This is a genomic window from Pseudorhodobacter aquimaris (assembly GCF_001202025.1).
In the GTDB taxonomy this organism is placed as follows: Bacteria; Pseudomonadota; Alphaproteobacteria; order Rhodobacterales; family Rhodobacteraceae; genus Pseudorhodobacter; species Pseudorhodobacter aquimaris.
On the sequence record NZ_LGHS01000055.1, the window covers coordinates 1 to 16,464 of the forward strand.

General features: G+C 56.0%; 18 protein-coding genes, 1 tRNA gene and 1 pseudogene. 5 read left to right on the forward strand and 15 right to left on the reverse strand.

Going from position 1 to position 16,464, the window contains the following annotated elements:
* Positions 1 to 602: IS21 family transposase (gene istA / locus AKU94_RS10165; protein WP_157056508.1), on the reverse strand; the 602-nt coding region annotated here is incomplete at its 3' end.
* Between the two features lie 90 nt (positions 603 to 692).
* Positions 693 to 1,196, reverse strand: a complete 504-nt coding sequence (locus AKU94_RS10170) for a type I restriction-modification system subunit M N-terminal domain-containing protein (protein ID WP_083445034.1) — start codon at positions 1,194 to 1,196, stop codon at positions 693 to 695.
* A gap of 651 nt (positions 1,197 to 1,847) precedes the next feature.
* Here AKU94_RS10170 and AKU94_RS10175 point away from each other — a divergent pair.
* A complete protein-coding gene (locus AKU94_RS10175) occupies positions 1,848 to 2,804 on the forward strand; it encodes a hypothetical protein (RefSeq protein WP_050527183.1) in 957 nt (318 codons plus the stop codon).
* 63 nt (positions 2,805 to 2,867) lie between these two features.
* On the opposite strand, the gene AKU94_RS19700 is transcribed toward AKU94_RS10175, so the two are convergent.
* From AKU94_RS19700 to aspS, 12 genes are all read right to left on the reverse strand, one after another.
* Positions 2,868 to 3,047, reverse strand: a complete 180-nt coding sequence (locus tag AKU94_RS19700; RefSeq protein WP_157056509.1) for a hypothetical protein — start codon at positions 3,045 to 3,047, stop codon at positions 2,868 to 2,870.
* 156 nt (positions 3,048 to 3,203) lie between these two features.
* The gene (locus AKU94_RS10180) at positions 3,204 to 3,515 is read right to left on the reverse strand and encodes a helix-turn-helix domain-containing protein (protein ID WP_050527184.1); all 312 of its coding nucleotides are present in this window, start codon (positions 3,513 to 3,515) and stop codon (positions 3,204 to 3,206) included.
* Positions 3,499 to 3,924, reverse strand: a complete 426-nt coding sequence (locus AKU94_RS10185; protein ID WP_050527185.1) for a type II toxin-antitoxin system RelE/ParE family toxin — start codon at positions 3,922 to 3,924, stop codon at positions 3,499 to 3,501. The genes AKU94_RS10180 and AKU94_RS10185 overlap by 17 nt, the downstream gene beginning before the upstream one ends.
* 394 nt (positions 3,925 to 4,318) lie before the next feature.
* The gene (locus tag AKU94_RS10190; RefSeq protein ID WP_050527186.1) at positions 4,319 to 4,672 is read right to left on the reverse strand and encodes a phasin family protein; all 354 of its coding nucleotides are present in this window, start codon (positions 4,670 to 4,672) and stop codon (positions 4,319 to 4,321) included.
* A gap of 82 nt (positions 4,673 to 4,754) precedes the next feature.
* On the reverse strand, positions 4,755 to 5,093 hold the full coding sequence (locus AKU94_RS10195; RefSeq protein WP_050527195.1) for a c-type cytochrome: 339 nt from the start codon (positions 5,091 to 5,093) through the stop codon (positions 4,755 to 4,757).
* 270 nt (positions 5,094 to 5,363) lie between these two features.
* Positions 5,364 to 6,101, reverse strand: coding sequence for a hypothetical protein (locus AKU94_RS10200; protein WP_157056510.1), 738 nt, complete (start codon positions 6,099 to 6,101; stop codon positions 5,364 to 5,366).
* 507 nt (positions 6,102 to 6,608) lie between these two features.
* A tRNA-Phe gene (locus tag AKU94_RS10210) sits at positions 6,609 to 6,684 on the reverse strand.
* A gap of 75 nt (positions 6,685 to 6,759) precedes the next feature.
* The gene (locus tag AKU94_RS10215; RefSeq protein WP_050527189.1) at positions 6,760 to 6,936 is read right to left on the reverse strand and encodes a DNA gyrase inhibitor YacG; all 177 of its coding nucleotides are present in this window, start codon (positions 6,934 to 6,936) and stop codon (positions 6,760 to 6,762) included.
* On the reverse strand, positions 6,933 to 7,967 hold the full coding sequence (locus AKU94_RS10220; protein WP_050527190.1) for a ribonuclease E/G: 1,035 nt from the start codon (positions 7,965 to 7,967) through the stop codon (positions 6,933 to 6,935). The genes AKU94_RS10215 and AKU94_RS10220 overlap by 4 nt, the downstream gene beginning before the upstream one ends.
* Positions 7,964 to 8,542 carry a Maf family protein gene (locus AKU94_RS10225; protein ID WP_050527191.1) on the reverse strand — a complete coding sequence of 193 codons (579 nt, stop codon included), beginning with the start codon at positions 8,540 to 8,542 and terminating at the stop codon, positions 7,964 to 7,966. The genes AKU94_RS10220 and AKU94_RS10225 overlap by 4 nt, the downstream gene beginning before the upstream one ends.
* Before the next feature lie 3 nt (positions 8,543 to 8,545).
* Positions 8,546 to 8,764, reverse strand: coding sequence for a translation initiation factor IF-1 (gene infA / locus AKU94_RS10230; RefSeq protein ID WP_050527196.1), 219 nt, complete (start codon positions 8,762 to 8,764; stop codon positions 8,546 to 8,548).
* A 130-nt stretch (positions 8,765 to 8,894) separates the two neighbouring features.
* A complete protein-coding gene (gene aspS, locus AKU94_RS10235) occupies positions 8,895 to 10,670 on the reverse strand; it encodes an aspartate--tRNA ligase (RefSeq protein WP_050527197.1) in 1,776 nt (591 codons plus the stop codon).
* A gap of 170 nt (positions 10,671 to 10,840) precedes the next feature.
* On the opposite strand from aspS, the gene carB reads away from it, so the two are divergent.
* Complete coding sequence (carB, locus tag AKU94_RS10240; RefSeq protein ID WP_050527192.1) at positions 10,841 to 14,170, forward strand: carbamoyl-phosphate synthase large subunit; 3,330 nt, start codon at positions 10,841 to 10,843, stop codon at positions 14,168 to 14,170.
* Between the two features lie 55 nt (positions 14,171 to 14,225).
* On the opposite strand, the gene AKU94_RS10245 is transcribed toward carB, so the two are convergent.
* A complete protein-coding gene (locus AKU94_RS10245) occupies positions 14,226 to 14,543 on the reverse strand; it encodes an antibiotic biosynthesis monooxygenase family protein (RefSeq protein WP_050527193.1) in 318 nt (105 codons plus the stop codon).
* Between the two features lie 247 nt (positions 14,544 to 14,790).
* Here AKU94_RS10245 and AKU94_RS10250 point away from each other — a divergent pair, with 247 nt between their 5' ends.
* The 3 genes and pseudogenes from AKU94_RS10250 to AKU94_RS20900 all read left to right on the forward strand — a co-directional run.
* Positions 14,791 to 14,997, forward strand: a complete 207-nt coding sequence (locus AKU94_RS10250; protein WP_050527194.1) for a cold-shock protein — start codon at positions 14,791 to 14,793, stop codon at positions 14,995 to 14,997.
* A gap of 580 nt (positions 14,998 to 15,577) precedes the next feature.
* The gene (locus tag AKU94_RS10255) at positions 15,578 to 15,817 is read left to right on the forward strand and encodes an IS3 family transposase (RefSeq protein WP_050526207.1); all 240 of its coding nucleotides are present in this window, start codon (positions 15,578 to 15,580) and stop codon (positions 15,815 to 15,817) included.
* A gap of 68 nt (positions 15,818 to 15,885) precedes the next feature.
* A pseudogene (locus tag AKU94_RS20900) lies at positions 15,886 to 16,464 on the forward strand (IS3 family transposase); the annotation flags it as partial.

The window sequence follows — 16,464 nt, forward strand, 5'->3', positions numbered from 1 at the left end:
GTCTTCATGTTGTCGTAGACGCCGCGCCCTGAAACACCCTCAAACACCCGGAAGCCATGCCAGTGGGCATCGAACAGCATCTCATGCGTTTGCAGCAGATAGGCCCGCACCAAGAAGGCGCGGCTGTGCGACAGCTTGATATGGGCGACCTGAAGCTTGATGCGCTCGCCGCCAACATAGGCCCAGTCCTCGCTCCAATCGAATTGAAACGCCTCGCCAGGCTGGAACACCAGCGGAACGAAGACCCCGCGGTCAGTCGTGTGATATGCGCGTTGCCGTTCACCCTTCCAGTCCCGCACAAAGGCCGCAACCCGCTCATATGAGCCATCAAAGCCAAGCTGCACCAGATCGGCATGCATCTGCTTGGCAGTCCGCCGCTCCTTGCGTGATTTGCGCTGCTCAGACAGCAACCAGGCTGTCAGCTTCTCAGCATACGGATCCAGCTTGCTCGGCCGGTCCGGTCTCTGAAACTCGGGCTCGACAATCCCAGCCCGCAGATACTTCTTGATCGTGTTGCGAGATACGCCTGTACGCCGCGCAATCTCGCGAATGGGCATCTTGTCTCGCAGCGCCCATTTCCGAATAACCCTCAAAAATCCCATGTCTACCACTCCAATAGCCCCCAGCTGAATCAAGCAGGGGCAAGGTTGCACATGGGTCAATTCTCAATGACAATTTCTGCTGTTGCCGGGTCAGTTCTCAGTGACAATCAACACCTTGGAAATCAGGGCGTTTTTTGCGTCTTCGGAACGACCGAGCTTGGTCGATGTCAGGTCAAGGTCTTCGAAAAGGTGGTCAAAGTCATCCTCAGACTCGGTGCCCATCGTCGAGCGTTCGATGTTCGACAGGATGGTCGCAAGATCGCCGAGGATGAACGTACCGTCTTCGCCACGCCTGGAAACGGCGCTGAACAGTTCGGACGGTTTAAGGAAGTACCCTAGAGCCTCAACCGATGCGTCTTTGACCGCATCGAGAAACGCCTGACCGTCGGCTGTGGTTTCATCTATGGCGGTGAAGTCCAGCTTTTCAGCCTCCAACAGCGTGTTGGCATAGCTGTGCATGCGTTCGGACAGGTATTTGTAGAAGATGAAGCCGAGGATGTAATCGCGAAACTCATCGGCACCCATTTTACCCCGCAGAGTGTTGGCGATGTCCCACAGCTTTTGCTCAAGCTTTTTCTTTTGTTCGTCGGTCATGCCAGCGTCTCCGCTCAAAAAGTAAATATGCCGGATAACAGCCTGCGTCCCGGATGGTACTTGTTTTGTCGGCGTTTTCAACGCTGGTCGCAAGTGGTTGTTCGTGACGGTGGCATAGGAGGTCGGCTGTGTGCGTAACACCCGCCACCGCCCGCCAGTCAAATAGCGCAGGAGCGGGTCGCTGATCGCTATACGCGTCGGACCCAGCCTTACCTGGCGGACAGAACAGATACCCACTCAAATCGCCCCTCCGTGAGTCTGTGATGCTCTCAACGGGAAGGGAGGCGCAGGTACTGCTATCAGCCTCTTTGCGTCACTCGGTGAGCCCCCCAAGTTATGCCGTTCCAATTGGCTTGTCTTGCACACAGGCACGTCGCCAAAAAGCATCCAGCGCGACTGTAAAAGCCAACTAGGTGATGGTCTGGACGTCGAAGTTCACCACTCGCTGCGGTCTGCGCAGAGGTCAGCTATGCGGTTTTTGCCGACCTTCGCTGCACATGCGCCAATTTCCGGCTAGAAGACATGTTCAAAAACAGCCGTTTCTGCAAACGTTCTATAGATATATATGCAAAATCTAGTCTGCGATGCAGACAGGTGGGCTAGATTCGTGGTAAAGAGACATATCCATACCCAAAATTGAGAAGATTTTCCGTGATTGAAATCCTCACCCTTTTGCAAAGCGCGAATAAAAAAGTTGGACTGACTGGTCCTCTTTTAATCGGTCTTGCAATCTGCATTATCACATATTCCGAGATGTTTTCGGAAGTCTCTGAAATAGGCGAATATATTTCCATTTTTAAAACACTATCGGCGTTGCTGTTTCTGGCGGGCATAACGTCGATCACTTTTCAATTGGTTTCAGGTGCATTTAGGACTCGACCTGCTAAGGGTATGATTGATGGGCTTGCTGCTGGATTATTTGCCGGACTGTTTGGTGGCGCCCTTGGGTATGGATGGCACGAAGTTTCATCCATACCTGGCTTTTATGACATTCCAATGGGAAGTTCTCTTGAACGGATAAAGCTATGCCTAATATTTAGTGTCCCAGTAGGAGGAATTATCGGAATTACGTTAGATTTTGTTGATCCAGAAATGAAATTTGATTTAAGAAAAAATATTGGCGCTTTAATCCTTGGCTTTTCCGTTATGGCTATCGCGCTTGGATTTTTTGTGGGCTACTATGCGCCGATCGTAAAGGATGGAGGAGTGAAGCTGTCAGATCTGCAGATAATTTCAGAGATTTATATATTAATATTTATCATCATCGTAAGCTTCGGCTCCAAGTTATCGCTTCGCGAATTTAGCCTTAGGATCGCCATACTCGCAATTTTAATAATTTTTTGGCGCATTTCGTTTTCATTGATACAGATACCACATCCATTCTCACCTTTTTATGCAAATGAGGGGCTTCAAGATGTTTCATTGTCTGAGATGCGAGCCGTTTTTGTGGAAACTGATAGAACATCACGCCTGACAGAAGTTAACCAATCAGGAATGATGTCTGTCGTGATTATGACATCACTTTGTGTTGCATGGATCGTCACCTCCTTCGCTATCTGCTCAAAAGTATCAAAAATTTTAATGCAGCAGTTGCGGAGAGATTTGTAGAAGTTCTACTTCATTATAGCTTTTAAGCGCACTGAGTGTCTACTCAGTGCGAAAAGACATCAGTTAATAAAATCTCCTTGCTGTTACATGCAAAAGGCTACTTTTAGGTTTCCCCAAACGCTGTTCAAAACCTAGGCTGTTTTTAAAGGCTTTTGGTTCAATAGTGAAAACCGACAATGGGTTAACCCGCAGCAACCTGTTATCTGGGCTCATACCGCCATGTTTTGCGATAATTCCATCCATTAAAGCTCTTTCAACCCCTGAACGTAACCGCAACGATTCCGAGCCACGACCTTTGGGGCTGTTTGTGCTCGACGGCGATGAGGTCACACGGTAGCTCGCCGCATGCACCGGATTAGCGCGTGCAAAAGCGCCAACTGATCAATATCGCGCCCACCGTTAAGCGATAGCTCGTATGCCCTTGCGTGCAATCAGATCAAGCAACCGAGCGGCTGACCCTCCTGGCTTCTTTTTACCTTGCTCCCATTGAGCGACTGTTGTCCGACCAACGTTCATATAACTTGCGAAGATTGGCTGGCTCACGTGGTTCCGCTCTCGGATCAAGCGAATTTGTTTGGCGCTATACTGAGGGACCTTTGGGATTGCCAGCTCCTCGATGTCACGAAGGGTGGCTTTATCAATTGCTCCAACGTCGTGGAGGTCAAGCGCAAGGTCGAGCGCCATATCGAGGATATCACTGCGGTTTTCCATCTTCGTTCCCTAACTCACGGATCGCCATCTTTGCTTTCAGTCCCTCAACCTGTTCATTCGACAGATCAACCAAGGACTTTGCAATCTTCTTCAACGCCTTCTCCTCTTTCGAGGTGATATTGCCTTTGCTACTCTTCGGAAAACCGTGCAGAAAAAAGATCCTGCTGTCATTGGACTTCCGAAAGCAGAGTATCGTGCGATACCCGCCTGACTTTCCTCCATCTTCACGTGCAACCCGCTGTTTGAACAGGTATCCGCCAAGATCTGCGCTTACTTCGCCACCGAAGGCTTTTTCAGCGGTATCGAAGAGCGTATTATCGTCGATTGCCTCGTCAACAGCCCACTTCGAGAACTGCTTAGTCAAAAATACTCGCACATCACCCCTATCACTTAGTGCTATACTTTTCAAGCTTCAATTGCTGCGGACGGCACCCGCATTTAATCTTGAGGTCAACATTATAGACTCTGCCTAACTGACCTTGCTACCGCAAGCGCGAATGTCGGTGCGGAACGCTCTGAAGGCTTCCTCACAGCGCCACCATCCAACCGACCGCCCATTCCACTCAAATCAAATACCCACCCCGACAGAACCATGTCACCATTGCAAACAGCTCAGAAGCGGGTCGCTGAGCGCCATGCGCGCCGGACCCAACCCAACCTAGCAGGCAGGGCGCATACCCCCTTTAAATCGCCTCTCCGTGAGTCTGTAGGGCTATTGTGTGGGCGCGCTGCGCTTTGCAGCAATACCCCCAACTCCCGGATGAGGACGTGCTCGGTTTTCATGCCGATTACGCCGTTACGCCTTACAGCGGCACATCGTCGTATCCACGTTTTGTCGATGATACAACGGCACCTGCCTGCGCCTTCCCAGCACCCGACATAACCTCTACGACGCGCTGTATTTGCGCGTTATAACCCTTTACCGCCTCGCTAAAGAATTCAGCTTGAACCTTCTGAAGGTCTTCAAGGCTCTTGCATGCCAGCATGGACTTTTGCGCCTCAAGATCTTGCTGTATCCGAGACGCCGCGAACTTCATCATGTCAGCCCCCAGATCGGACCAGACTTTCAGCTGCGGATCATTCGTCGGGTTGAACGGCATGTTACCGAGCATGCCGATAAAATCGGTAGACGACTGAGCTTTTGTATCCTTAGTCATAACGCGTTCCTTCTGTTACTGTCGGGTCAAGATAATACGTTTGAAGCACTCACGAGACGCAAGCAGCTGTTAATCGTCCGGTTTAGCGCTGGATGCTCTCAAGATAGGTGAGCAACCCTGCAAGCGCCCTTGGTGTGGGCGTGTAAACACCATCGAGTTTGACCGGCACCAAGTCATCAGCCATCGCGCCTGCGAATTGCGGCATAACGCGCGCGAGGTGGCTCTGCTTTGGATCGCCCCAGATGTAGGCAAGCGCGCGCGTTGCAGGAAACGTGCCACCATTGGCACGGCTTAACGTGGTCAAGTCAGTCGGCGGAACCGACAAGCCTTCGGACATGACACCATCGCCCTGCCCGCTCGATCCATGACAAGACGTGCAGTTGTCAGCGAAGAACGCTCTACCGTCGGTCCTGTTTGGCATGGACGGCCCACTGCAAGCGACCATAACAGCCAAAGCCAAGCCTATCGCTGAAACGAAACCGATGTTGATGCGCATGCATGCCCCCCCCCCCAAAGCTGCTCAAGACCAGATCACCTTAGTCATCCGGTGCTGAGACGATATGACAGAGATCAAACAGAGCCACTTCGTTGCGGCTTGCAGCGCGCGCACAGGCAATCAGATGCTGGGCATATAGGTCGGCGCGACGGTCATTTGAGCGTTTCAACCGCAGCACCGTCGAACGATCCCGCTTTACAGCCGTTCCCTAATTTTATTATCGCGAAGATAGCGTAAGGGGGTGGCGACGGCATGATAATTTCGACCGGTAATGCCATGACCAGAGCGTGCTACAGGACGTTCTGAGGTCGTTTGCGCTTTGAGTTGATGCGGTCGGTACGGCTTGCTGTTGCAAACTTCACCGACCGCCTTTTTGCCCCTCCCACAGGACAGGCCCTTTGTACCATAAGCCAGACGTGGCGTGAATCTCTCAACAGAGTTTTTTGTTGTTTTTGAGTGTTTTACTTGCAGCTTCTTGCTGGCGTAGACATCATTTTTGATCTGAGCAATGACCTCGGCACGAAAGCCCTCGAAGTAGTCCTTAGCCAACCGACGCATAGGGTCGTTCATCATGGTAATTTCATCAACCCCATCCGAGGCAGGCATTGGCAATGCCAACATGATGACGCTTCTGAAGAACGGTAAAACAAGGTGCCGCTCGACCAGGTACCATCGCTTGCGAAGGCGCTGGAAGTTTATCCAGCGTATCTGATGCGCCTCGCGCTTGACCAAGCCGTTGGTGCGACGGCGGCGAAAGCGATTACAGATATCTTCGGAACACCAGCAACCGAGAACGAGAAGGCATGGATTGAGTTCATCAGGGTCATCAGCTGCGGCAGTGATCCACAGGTCACACCAGCGCGGGTGAAGGCGCTCAGGGAGCTTCTCGACGCGGGATGAGGCGTTTAGCAGTGGAAAGTCAGCCGTTCCCATTGGCTGGTCTCGCACTCGAGAGCTAACGGCTAATGGGCTTGCCCCGAAGAAAGCAAGAAGTTTGCATTCGTCGCGAAGCAGGTCCGCAAAGTGCAGTCATGCTCGATTATGTCTTGCAATCGCCACCGCGTGCACCCTGGGCCAACTTTAACCGCACGAGGAAAATCTCCAGTACGCGTCTAACGCCAGATCGTGGCGATGGATACTCGATATCGCTCTGCGACCTCTTCTACAGCCAAATAGATGTCGTCTGTTGCGAAGTGTTTCGTCACCTATTATCCTCGGCTTACTTCTACATAGGGGTTACATCCCCACTATAGACAGGATCCACAAAATCCGCCGTTGGCATTTTTGTTTTTTGACAAAGAATCTTTGTCACGCACGCACCCTTGGCCACAAACCAGAGCTGCATTTGCGTAAGGTAGTCCAGAGGTAGTCCAGAAACAACAAGACCAACAACACGCAAAAATGAATGCAGGGGCAACTGAATTATTTCAATAGAATAAGTGGTGCCCGGAGACGGATTTGAACCGCCGACACGCGGATTTTCAATCCGCTGCTCTACCAACTGAGCTATCCGGGCACGTATCGGGGTATTAGGCCAGCACGCGGGGGCTGTCCAGAGGGTTTAATCAAAAAAACGCCTGCACCCCGTAATTTACTGAAGTGGCAGGGATTGGTCTGGCACGTCGTCATCCTCATCTTGTGCCGTGATCGCCGCAGGAATCGCATAGGAACCGTTGAGCCACTTGCCCAGATCAATATCGGCACAGCGGCGCGAACAAAACGGCTTGTACTTGGGGTCTGATTCACGGGCGCAGATCGGGCAGCTCATGCAAGCACCTCGGCCAGTGTCAGACGGTCACGTTTGCGCACCAGCTCATAAAGGCCCATCGTTGTCCAACCGACGAGGCTGGTCTCTGCCGCGCTGCCCTTGAAGGCCGCGCGCAGCACCTGATCCAGCACGGCGCGATCCCGTTTCGGCATCGGTGCGAAATCAATCACGATCTGCCCGCCAAGCCCGCGCAAGCGTAACTGACGCGGCAATTCGCGGGCCGCCGCGATATTGGCCTTCAGCCCCGCCGCGGGTGTGGTGTCACCGCCTGTATTCACATCAACGGCCAAAAGGGCACGTGTCGGCTCTATCATCATATGGCCCGTGTCCTGCAACCCCACCCGAGGAGAGAGCAGATCATCGATCATATCCAAGACGCCGTGATCGGCAAAACCGCCGGTCAGCACCTCATCCGGTGCCGGATCGGCCCAATCACGCCACGCGGTTTCCTGCGCGCCGACGCCTTCGACCAGCAATTCGGGACGGCCGTCGATATCGGCCAGCACAGCCTCGGCCAACTGACGCATCGCGGCAATATCTTCGGCGATCTCCTCTGCCTCTACGCCCTCACAGGCCGAGCGCAAAATAAGCCCGAGCCCCTCATCCGCGCCTTTCATCCCCGCATCCGCAAGGGTTTCCAGCAGCGCGCGGGTTTCGTCATCCCTGATCCGGCGCGAGATATTCCGCCCCGGCGCGCCCGGCGTCACGATCGCATAGCGGCTTTTGAACAAGGTCCGCGTGGTCACAGGCACGGCCTTGCCACCCTCGGCAGGGCCGGTGACCTGAACCAACAGCCTTGCACCCGGCGCAATGCCTGTGGTCTGACGCAAAAACCCCTTGCCCTGCGGAAGCTTTACAAACACCCCGCCTTGCCCCTTCATCGGGCGGTCAGCAACGGCACGGTAAATGGCGCCCGGTAAGGCCACATCGGTTTCGGGGTCAATCAGCAGATCCTGTAACTGGCCATCGACCAGCAAGGCGGCGGCAGGACGGGTCTGCACCTCATCCAGAATAACAACGCGGCCCTTCATGGCTGCCCTTTCCAAATCGGATAACCCGCCGTGGCAAGCATCGTGGCGGTTTCGGCCACCGGCAGGCCCATAATGGCGGTGTAGGACCCCGATATCCACGGGATAAAGGCCCCTGCAAGCCCCTGAATACCGTACCCCCCCGCCTTGCCCTGCCAGTCATTGCTGGCCAGATAGCAGTTGATCTCGGCATCCGACAGACGCTTCATCTTGACGGCCGAGACGACCTCCCGGGTCCAGATTTGATCACCGCGCCGCACGGCCACGGCCGTGATAACGCTATGACGCCGTCCACCAAGGGCGATCAGAAAGGCCGCCGCCTCTGCCGCGTCGACAGGTTTGCCCATGATCCGGCGGCCAAGGGCCACGGTCGTATCGGCGCAAAGTGCGATATCATCGGGGCCAACCTGAACGGCCTGCACTTTTTCGCGGGCGATTCGCGCGCAATAGGGGCGGGGCAATTCCGCCTTTAACGGGGTTTCATCAATATCCGGCGGCAGAACAGCATCCGGCACCACACCTATCTGCGCCAGTAACTCACGCCGACGCGGGCTGGCAGAGCCGAGAATCAGACGCATGGATTATTTGAAACGATAGTTGATACGGCCTTTTGACAGGTCATAGGGCGTCATTTCCACCTGAACCTTGTCGCCCGCAAGCACACGGATACGGTTTTTGCGCATCTTGCCCGCCATTGTCGCGATCAACTCGTGGCCGTTCTCAAGTTCGACCTTGAATGTCGCATTGGGCAAGAGTTCCTTCACGACACCGGGGAATTCAAGAATATCTTCTTTGGCCATGGTCACTCCAATAAGTTTGAGCCCGCAAAAATGCAGGCTTTGACGGGCATATGCGCCCAAAAGGCTCGATTTTCAAGGGAAAAAGCATGGGCAGGGCGGCAATGCGCGCCCCTGCCCGCTTGGTTTCGCCTCATTCTTTGGGAATTACGCGCAGATGCAACTCGCGCAACTGCTCGTTCAGCGGCTCGGATGGGGCGTTCATCAACAGGTCTTCGGCGCGCTGGTTCATCGGGAACATGATCACCTCGCGGATGTTGGCCTCTTCGGCCAAAAGCATCACGATGCGGTCAATCCCTGCCGCACAACCACCGTGGGGCGGGGCGCCATATTTGAACGCCTTGACCATACCGCCAAACCGTTTTTCGACCTCGGAATTCGGATAGCCCGCAATCTCAAACGCCTTGAACATGATCTCTGGCTGGTGATTCCGGATCGCGCCCGAGATCAGCTCATAACCGTTGCAGGCAAGGTCATACTGATAGCCAAGCACATCCAGCGGATCGCCGTTCAGCGCCTCCATCCCGCCCTGCGGCATCGAGAAGGGGTTGTGGCTGAAGTCGATCTTGCCCTCGTCGTCTTTCTCATACATCGGGAAATCGACGATCCAGGCAAAGCGGAAAGTGTCGGTTTCAGTCAGCTTCAACTCATTGCCGATCTCGTTGCGGGCACGGCCGGCGACGGATTCGAATTGCTCGGGCTTACCACCAAGGAAGAAGGCGGCGTCACCCTCGTTCAGATCAAGCTGAACCCGGATCGCTTCGGTGCGTTCTGGCCCGATGTTTTTGGCGAGGGGGCCGGCGGCCTCCATCTGGCCATTCTCACCCTTGCGCCAGAAAATATAGCCCATCCCCGGCAGGCCTTGCTGTTGCGCAAAGGCGTTCATCCGGTCACAGAACTTGCGGCTGCCGCCTGTTGGTGCCGGAATGGCGCGGACCTCGGTGCCCTCATTTTCCAGCAACTTGGCAAAGATCGCAAAGCCGGAGCCGCGGAAATGCTCGGACACGTCTTGCATTTTGATCGGGTTGCGCAGGTCGGGCTTGTCAGAGCCATACCATTTCAGCGCATCCTTATAGGCGATCAGCGGCCAGTCGGTATCGACCTTCTTACCCTTGCCGAATTCCTCAAAGATCCCCTGAACAACGGGCTGCACGGCGGCAAACACGTCTTCTTGGCGGACAAAAGACATTTCCATATCAAGCTGATAGAAATCGGTGGGCGAACGGTCAGCGCGCGGGTCCTCATCGCGGAAACACGGCGCGATCTGGAAATATTTATCGAACCCCGAGACCATGATCAGCTGTTTGAACTGCTGCGGGGCCTGCGGCAGGGCATAGAATTTGCCGGGATGCAGGCGGCTTGGCACCAGAAAGTCCCGCGCACCTTCGGGGGAGGATGCGGTGATGATCGGTGTCTGGAACTCGTTAAAGCCCTGATCCCACATCCGGTTGCGAATAGAGCGCACAACGTTTGAGCGCAGCATCATATTGGCATGCAGCTTTTCGCGGCGCAGGTCGAGGAAACGGTAAGTCAGGCGGGTTTCTTCGGGATAATCCACCTCACCAAAGACCGGCATCGGCAATTCATCGGCAGCGCCCAGAACCTCCATGTCGCGGATGTAGACCTCGATCTCGCCGGTTGGCAGCTTGGGGTTCACAAGGCTTTCGTCGCGTGCCTTGACGGTGCCGTCGATGCGGATCACCCACTCGGCACGCACCTTTTCCAATGCCGTAAAGGCCGGGCTGTCGCTATCGGCCAGAATCTGGGTCACGCCGTAATGGTCGCGCAGATCGATGAACAAAACGCCGCCGTGATCTCGTACCCGATGCACCCACCCAGACAGGCGGATATCCTGCCCGACATTGCTGGCGTTGAGTTGGGCGCAAGTGTGGCTGCGGTAGGCGTGCATCATCATTCCCTTTCCAAGGGCTGGTTTTCCGGTTGTCCGTGATACACATCGCGCGGGCGGTGAAGTCAAGCCCGCGCGGCGTCAGAACGCCCCTCTGCGCCATTTCGGCCCTTGCACCCCAGCGCACGCTGGCTATAACCCCTGAAGTTTTGCGCAGATGGGGGCCGATCATGCCGAAGAGAACCGATATCCAATCTATCATGATTATTGGTGCGGGGCCTATCGTCATTGGCCAAGCCTGCGAGTTTGACTATTCCGGCGCACAAGCCTGCAAGGCGCTGCGCGAAGAGGGATACCGCGTCATCCTCGTCAACTCCAACCCCGCGACGATCATGACCGATCCGGTGCTGGCCGATGCGACCTATATTGAACCGATCACCCCCGATGTGGTTGCCAAGATCATTGAAAAAGAGCGCCCCGATGCGTTGCTGCCGACCATGGGCGGGCAAACGGGGTTGAACACCGCTTTGGCGTTGGCCGATATGGGCGTGTTGGAAAAGTACAATGTTGAGCTGATCGGCGCCAAGCGCGAAGCCATCGAGATGGCAGAAGATCGCAAATTGTTCCGCGAAGCGATGGACCGCATCGGGCTGGAAAACCCCAAGGCAACCATCATCGCCGCGCCGAAAAATGCGGCTGGTAAATATGACATCAACGCTGGCGTGGCCGAGGCGATGGCCGCGATTGAATACGTCGGCCTGCCCGCGATCATCCGCCCTGCCTTTACCCTTGGCGGCACCGGCGGCGGGGTTGCCTATAACCGCGACGATTATGAGGCAATCTGCCGTAGCGGCCTTGAGGCCAGCCCGATGGCACAGATTCTGGTCGATGAGTCGCTTTTGGGGTGGAAAGAATACGAGATGGAGGTGGTGCGCGACACCGCTGACAACGCCATCATTATCTGCGCCATTGAAAACATCGACCCGATGGGCGTGCATACCGGCGACAGCATCACCGTGGCCCCTGCCCTGACGCTGACCGATAAAGAATATCAGATGATGCGCTCCGCCTCTATCGCCGTGCTGCGCGAAATTGGCGTGGAAACAGGCGGTTCCAACGTGCAATGGGCGGTCAACCCCGTCGATGGCCGTATGGTGGTGATTGAGATGAACCCCCGCGTGTCGCGCTCTTCGGCGCTGGCCTCCAAGGCGACAGGTTTTCCGATTGCGAAAATCGCGGCGAAACTGGCCGTGGGCTACACGCTCGACGAATTGGACAACGATATTACCAAAGTGACGCCCGCGTCGTTCGAGCCGTCGATTGACTATGTCGTCACCAAAATCCCGCGGTTCGCTTTTGAAAAATTCCCCGGATCGGAACCGCATCTGACAACGGCGATGAAATCGGTGGGGGAGGTGATGGCGATTGGCCGCACCATCCACGAATCGATGCAAAAGGCGCTAGCCTCGCTGGAAACCGGCCTGTCCGGTTTTGATGAGATTGACATCCCAGGTGCCCCCGACCGCGCCGCCGTCTTCAAGGCGCTCAGCCTGCAAACCCCCGACCGTTTGCGCGTAATCGCCCAAGCCATGCGGTTTGGCCTGAGCAATGACGAAATTCAGGGCGCGACCTCTTTTGATCCGTGGTTCCTTGCCCGCATCCGCGAGATTATCGACGCCGAGGAAGAGATTCGCGCCAAGGGTCTGCCCACGGATGCCGATGCGCTGCGCGGGTTGAAAATGCTCGGCTTTACCGATGCGCGTCTGGCGATGCTGACGGGTCAGGACGAAGGCCAGATCCGTCGCACCCGCCACAGCCTTGGCGTCAATGCCGTGTTCAAGCGCATCGACACCTGCGCCGCCGAGTTCGAGGCCCAGACCCCCTATATGTATTCCACCTATGAGGCCCCCGCGATGGGCGAGGCGGAATGCGAAGCGCGCCCTTCGGATGCCAAGAAGGTGGTTATCCTTGGCGGCGGCCCGAACCGGATCGGGCAAGGGATCGAGTTCGATTATTGCTGCTGCCATGCCTGCTATGCGCTGACCGATGCGGGCTATGAAACCATCATGATCAACTGCAACCCGGAAACGGTTTCCACCGATTATGACACCTCGGACCGGCTGTATTTCGAACCCCTGACGCTGGAACATGTTCTGGAGATTTTGCGGGTAGAGCGTGAGAACGGCACCCTGCACGGTGTCATCGTCCAGTTCGGCGGGCAAACCCCGTTGAAGCTGGCCAACGCCCTGGAAGAGGCCGGTATTCCGATCCTCGGCACCACCCCCGATGCGATTGATCTGGCCGAGGATCGTGAGCGTTTTCAACAACTTCTGAACAAGCTTGGCCTGCGCCAGCCCCATAACGGCACGGCGCGTTCGCGCGACGAGGCTTTTGCTGCCGCCGCCGATGTGGGCTATCCTTTGGTCATCCGCCCCTCCTTCGTTCTGGGCGGGCGCGCGATGGAAATCATCCGTGACGACGCACAGTTGGAACGCTATATCCGTGAGGCGGTTCAGGTTTCGGGCAATAACCCGGTGCTGCTTGACAGCTATCTTTCCGGCGCGATCGAGGTCGATGTTGACGCGCTGTCAGACGGGCAGAACGTGCATGTCGCAGGCATCATGGAACATATCGAAGAGGCTGGCGTCCATTCCGGCGACAGCGCTTGTTCCCTGCCCCCGCATTCGCTTTCGCCCGCAATGATCGAAGAGCTGAAGGTGCAAACCGTGGCCATGGCCCGAGCGCTGAATGTGGTCGGGTTGATGAACGTACAATTCGCCCTGAAAGGCGATGATATCTATGTGCTGGAGGTGAATCCCCGCGCATCCCGCACCGTGCCGTTCGTGGCCAAGGCGACCGACAGCGCCATTGCCTCTATCGCCGCCCGCCTGATGGCCGGAGAGCCGCTATCGAACTTCCCGCTGCGCGCGCCTTACGCACACGATGTCGGCCCTGACACCGATCTGCCGCTGGCCGATCCGATGACCCTCGCCGATCCGATCACACCTTGGTTCTCGGTCAAGGAGGCGGTTCTGCCCTTTGCCCGCTTCCCCGGCGTCGACCCGCTTTTGGGGCCAGAAATGCGCTCTACCGGTGAGGTGATGGGCTGGGACCGCACCTTTGCGCTGGCCTTCCTGAAGGCGCAAATGGGGGCTGGCAACGACCTGCCCGAAACCGGCCGTGTGTTCCTGTCGATCAAGGACATGGACAAAACCGAGGCCATGGCAACTGCGGCCCGCGATCTGGTCGCAATGGGTTTTGAGATCGTCGCAACCAAGGGCACCGCGGCATGGCTTGCCTCGGTCGGCGCGGCAGCGACACCTGTGAACAAGGTTTATGAGGGCCGTCCAAATATCGTGGACCGGCTGAAAAACAATGATCTGGCCTTGGTTATGAACACGACCGAGGGCGCACAGGCCATCAGCGACAGCCGCGAGATCCGCCGCGTCGCCTTGATGGACAAGATCCCCTATTTCACCACCGCAGCAGGGTCCATCGCCGCCGTAAGCGCCATGAAAGCGCGCAGCGAAGGCATCGGCGTGCGTACATTGCAAGGATAGTATAACCACAGCCCGCCCCCAAAAGGGGTGGGCTGTGGGGATGCTCCGGCACCGTTCAGAACACCTCGCCGACCTCATACATGACCGGCTCAAACCTGCTGCAAAGCCCCGCGATCATTCGGTTGCGTTCGCGCATCTCGGGGGTGCGCAGCATCGCCTGAAAATCTTCACGGCGGCGCCATTTGGAATAATTCGCGATGCGGGTTTGTGCGTCATTCATATGCAACCCTGCCCCCAAAAAGCCGGGCTGGCGGCTGATAAATTCCGCGTAGGCACAGCTTAGGGCCTCCATCAGATCCGCGGCGGTTCCGGGCGTCATTTCAAATGTGGTGATGACAGTTTGCCCGTCAAAATTTTTCTCTATCGCTGGCATGGTTTGGCCCTCCTCTCAGGCTATCATGGCACAGATCACAACGCCGTATATGAGATTTTTTTTCGGCCAAAATGATCAATTTTTCCGAATCCCTTGCTTTGGCGCGAGAACACCCCTATGTTCTCCATTGCAACGTTAACTCTGTCGACCATTGCCTTTCCGTCTTACGGCCACAGCAACTGGATTCTTAGCTGACGTGCCGCGCCGCCGCATAGTGTGGGTGGAACAAAAGACAGGAGATCTCACGATGGCCAAAGGCACCGTGAAATGGTTCAACGAAACTAAAGGCTTCGGCTTTATTGCCCCCGAAGGCAGCAGCAAAGATGTGTTCGTTCATATCTCGGCTCTGGAACGCGCTGGTTTGCGCACCTTGGCTGATGGCGCTGCTGTGTCCTTCGACATCGAAGCAGGCCGTGACGGTCGCGAATCCGCGACTAACCTCACGCTGGATTAATCTGCTTCTCCCGTTTATCGGGAAGAATTCTAGAAGGGCGGACAGTTTTGTCCGCCCTTTTTTATGGCCAAATCATCCTGCACCTAGATCAACCTGCGCATAGCGTTACAGCGCATCAAAGTTCACGCGCGGACCGACCTTCAAAGTGGGGTCAAAAGGGCAGCATGGATCTGCGCGGTCTTTACGCCCCTATTGCGACATAAACCGGCAGCAGCGCCGTAGAAATACGGACTGCGCCCAGAGACCCCGCAACAAAGGCCCAAGACGATGAAAATGACCGGACACTCCTGCGTATCTGATGTGCTACAGTCCCGTGGGCTTGGGCAGGTACTCGCGCGGTCATGATCGCGGCAGGTCTTTGGGTGGTCTCGAACGTAGGCTATTACCAGCTTGTCGCAGCGTTCGTGCTCAATAGCGGCTACGACGATGCCCCTGTATTATTTGCGGCCTATTACCTTGCATGGGCAGCAATTACAGGCTGGATATTCCGCCGCCTGATTGAGCTACCCCCCGAAATTCGGACAGTGACGTAAGCTACGATTTACAGTCTGCTGATCTTCGACGAGAAGGAGATCAGCAGATGTCGAACCGCAAACAACATGCGCCTGAATTTAAGGCGAAGGTCGCGCTGGAAGCCTTGAAGGGCGAGGCGACCGCCGCCGAGCTGGCGAGCCGGTTCGGGGTGCATCCGACGATGATCCATCAATGGAAACGTGCGCTCCTTGAGGGCGCCTCCGGCGTGTTTGAACGCGGTGGCAAAAAGAATCCCGAGATCAATGAAGAACAGGTGAAAGAACTCCACGCCAAGATTGTGGGGTAAGCCCGCGAACGCCATGCGTTCGAGAGAGCGGGCGCACGCCGTGGCCCCAGCGGGGCCGCGTAAGCCCGCAGAACGGCCACTTGGTGAACGAGAAACGGATACGCCGGCTGATGCGCCTGATGGGGCTGATGCCGATCTACCAAAAACCCAACACCAGCAAGCATGCGAAAGGGCACAAGACGTATCCCTACCTGCTGAGAGGTCTGCGGGTAGAGCGTCCGAACCAAGTTCCCCTCTCACACATGCAAGCATGTGTTGCCGGTCAGTGGGTGCTCGGATATTACCTATCTGCCCATGCGCCGAGGGTTCCTCGTATCTGGCCGCCATTATGGATTGGCACACCCGTAAGGTGCTGGCTTGGCGCATCTCGAATACGCTGGAGGCGGACTTCTGTGTTGCGGCACTGAACGAGGCCATCCACAAGTTCGGCCCGCCCGAGATCATGAATACCGATCAAGGATCTCAGTTCACGTCCTTTGCCTGGACTGACCGGCTACGCCGATCCGGCGTGCGCATCTCAATGGATGGGAAGGGCCGCTACCTAGACAACATCTTCATTGAGAGGCTCTGGCGAACCCTGAAATACGAGTGCGTCTACCTGCATGCCTGGGAGACCGGATCAGAAGCGAAGGCAGGCATCCGGAAAT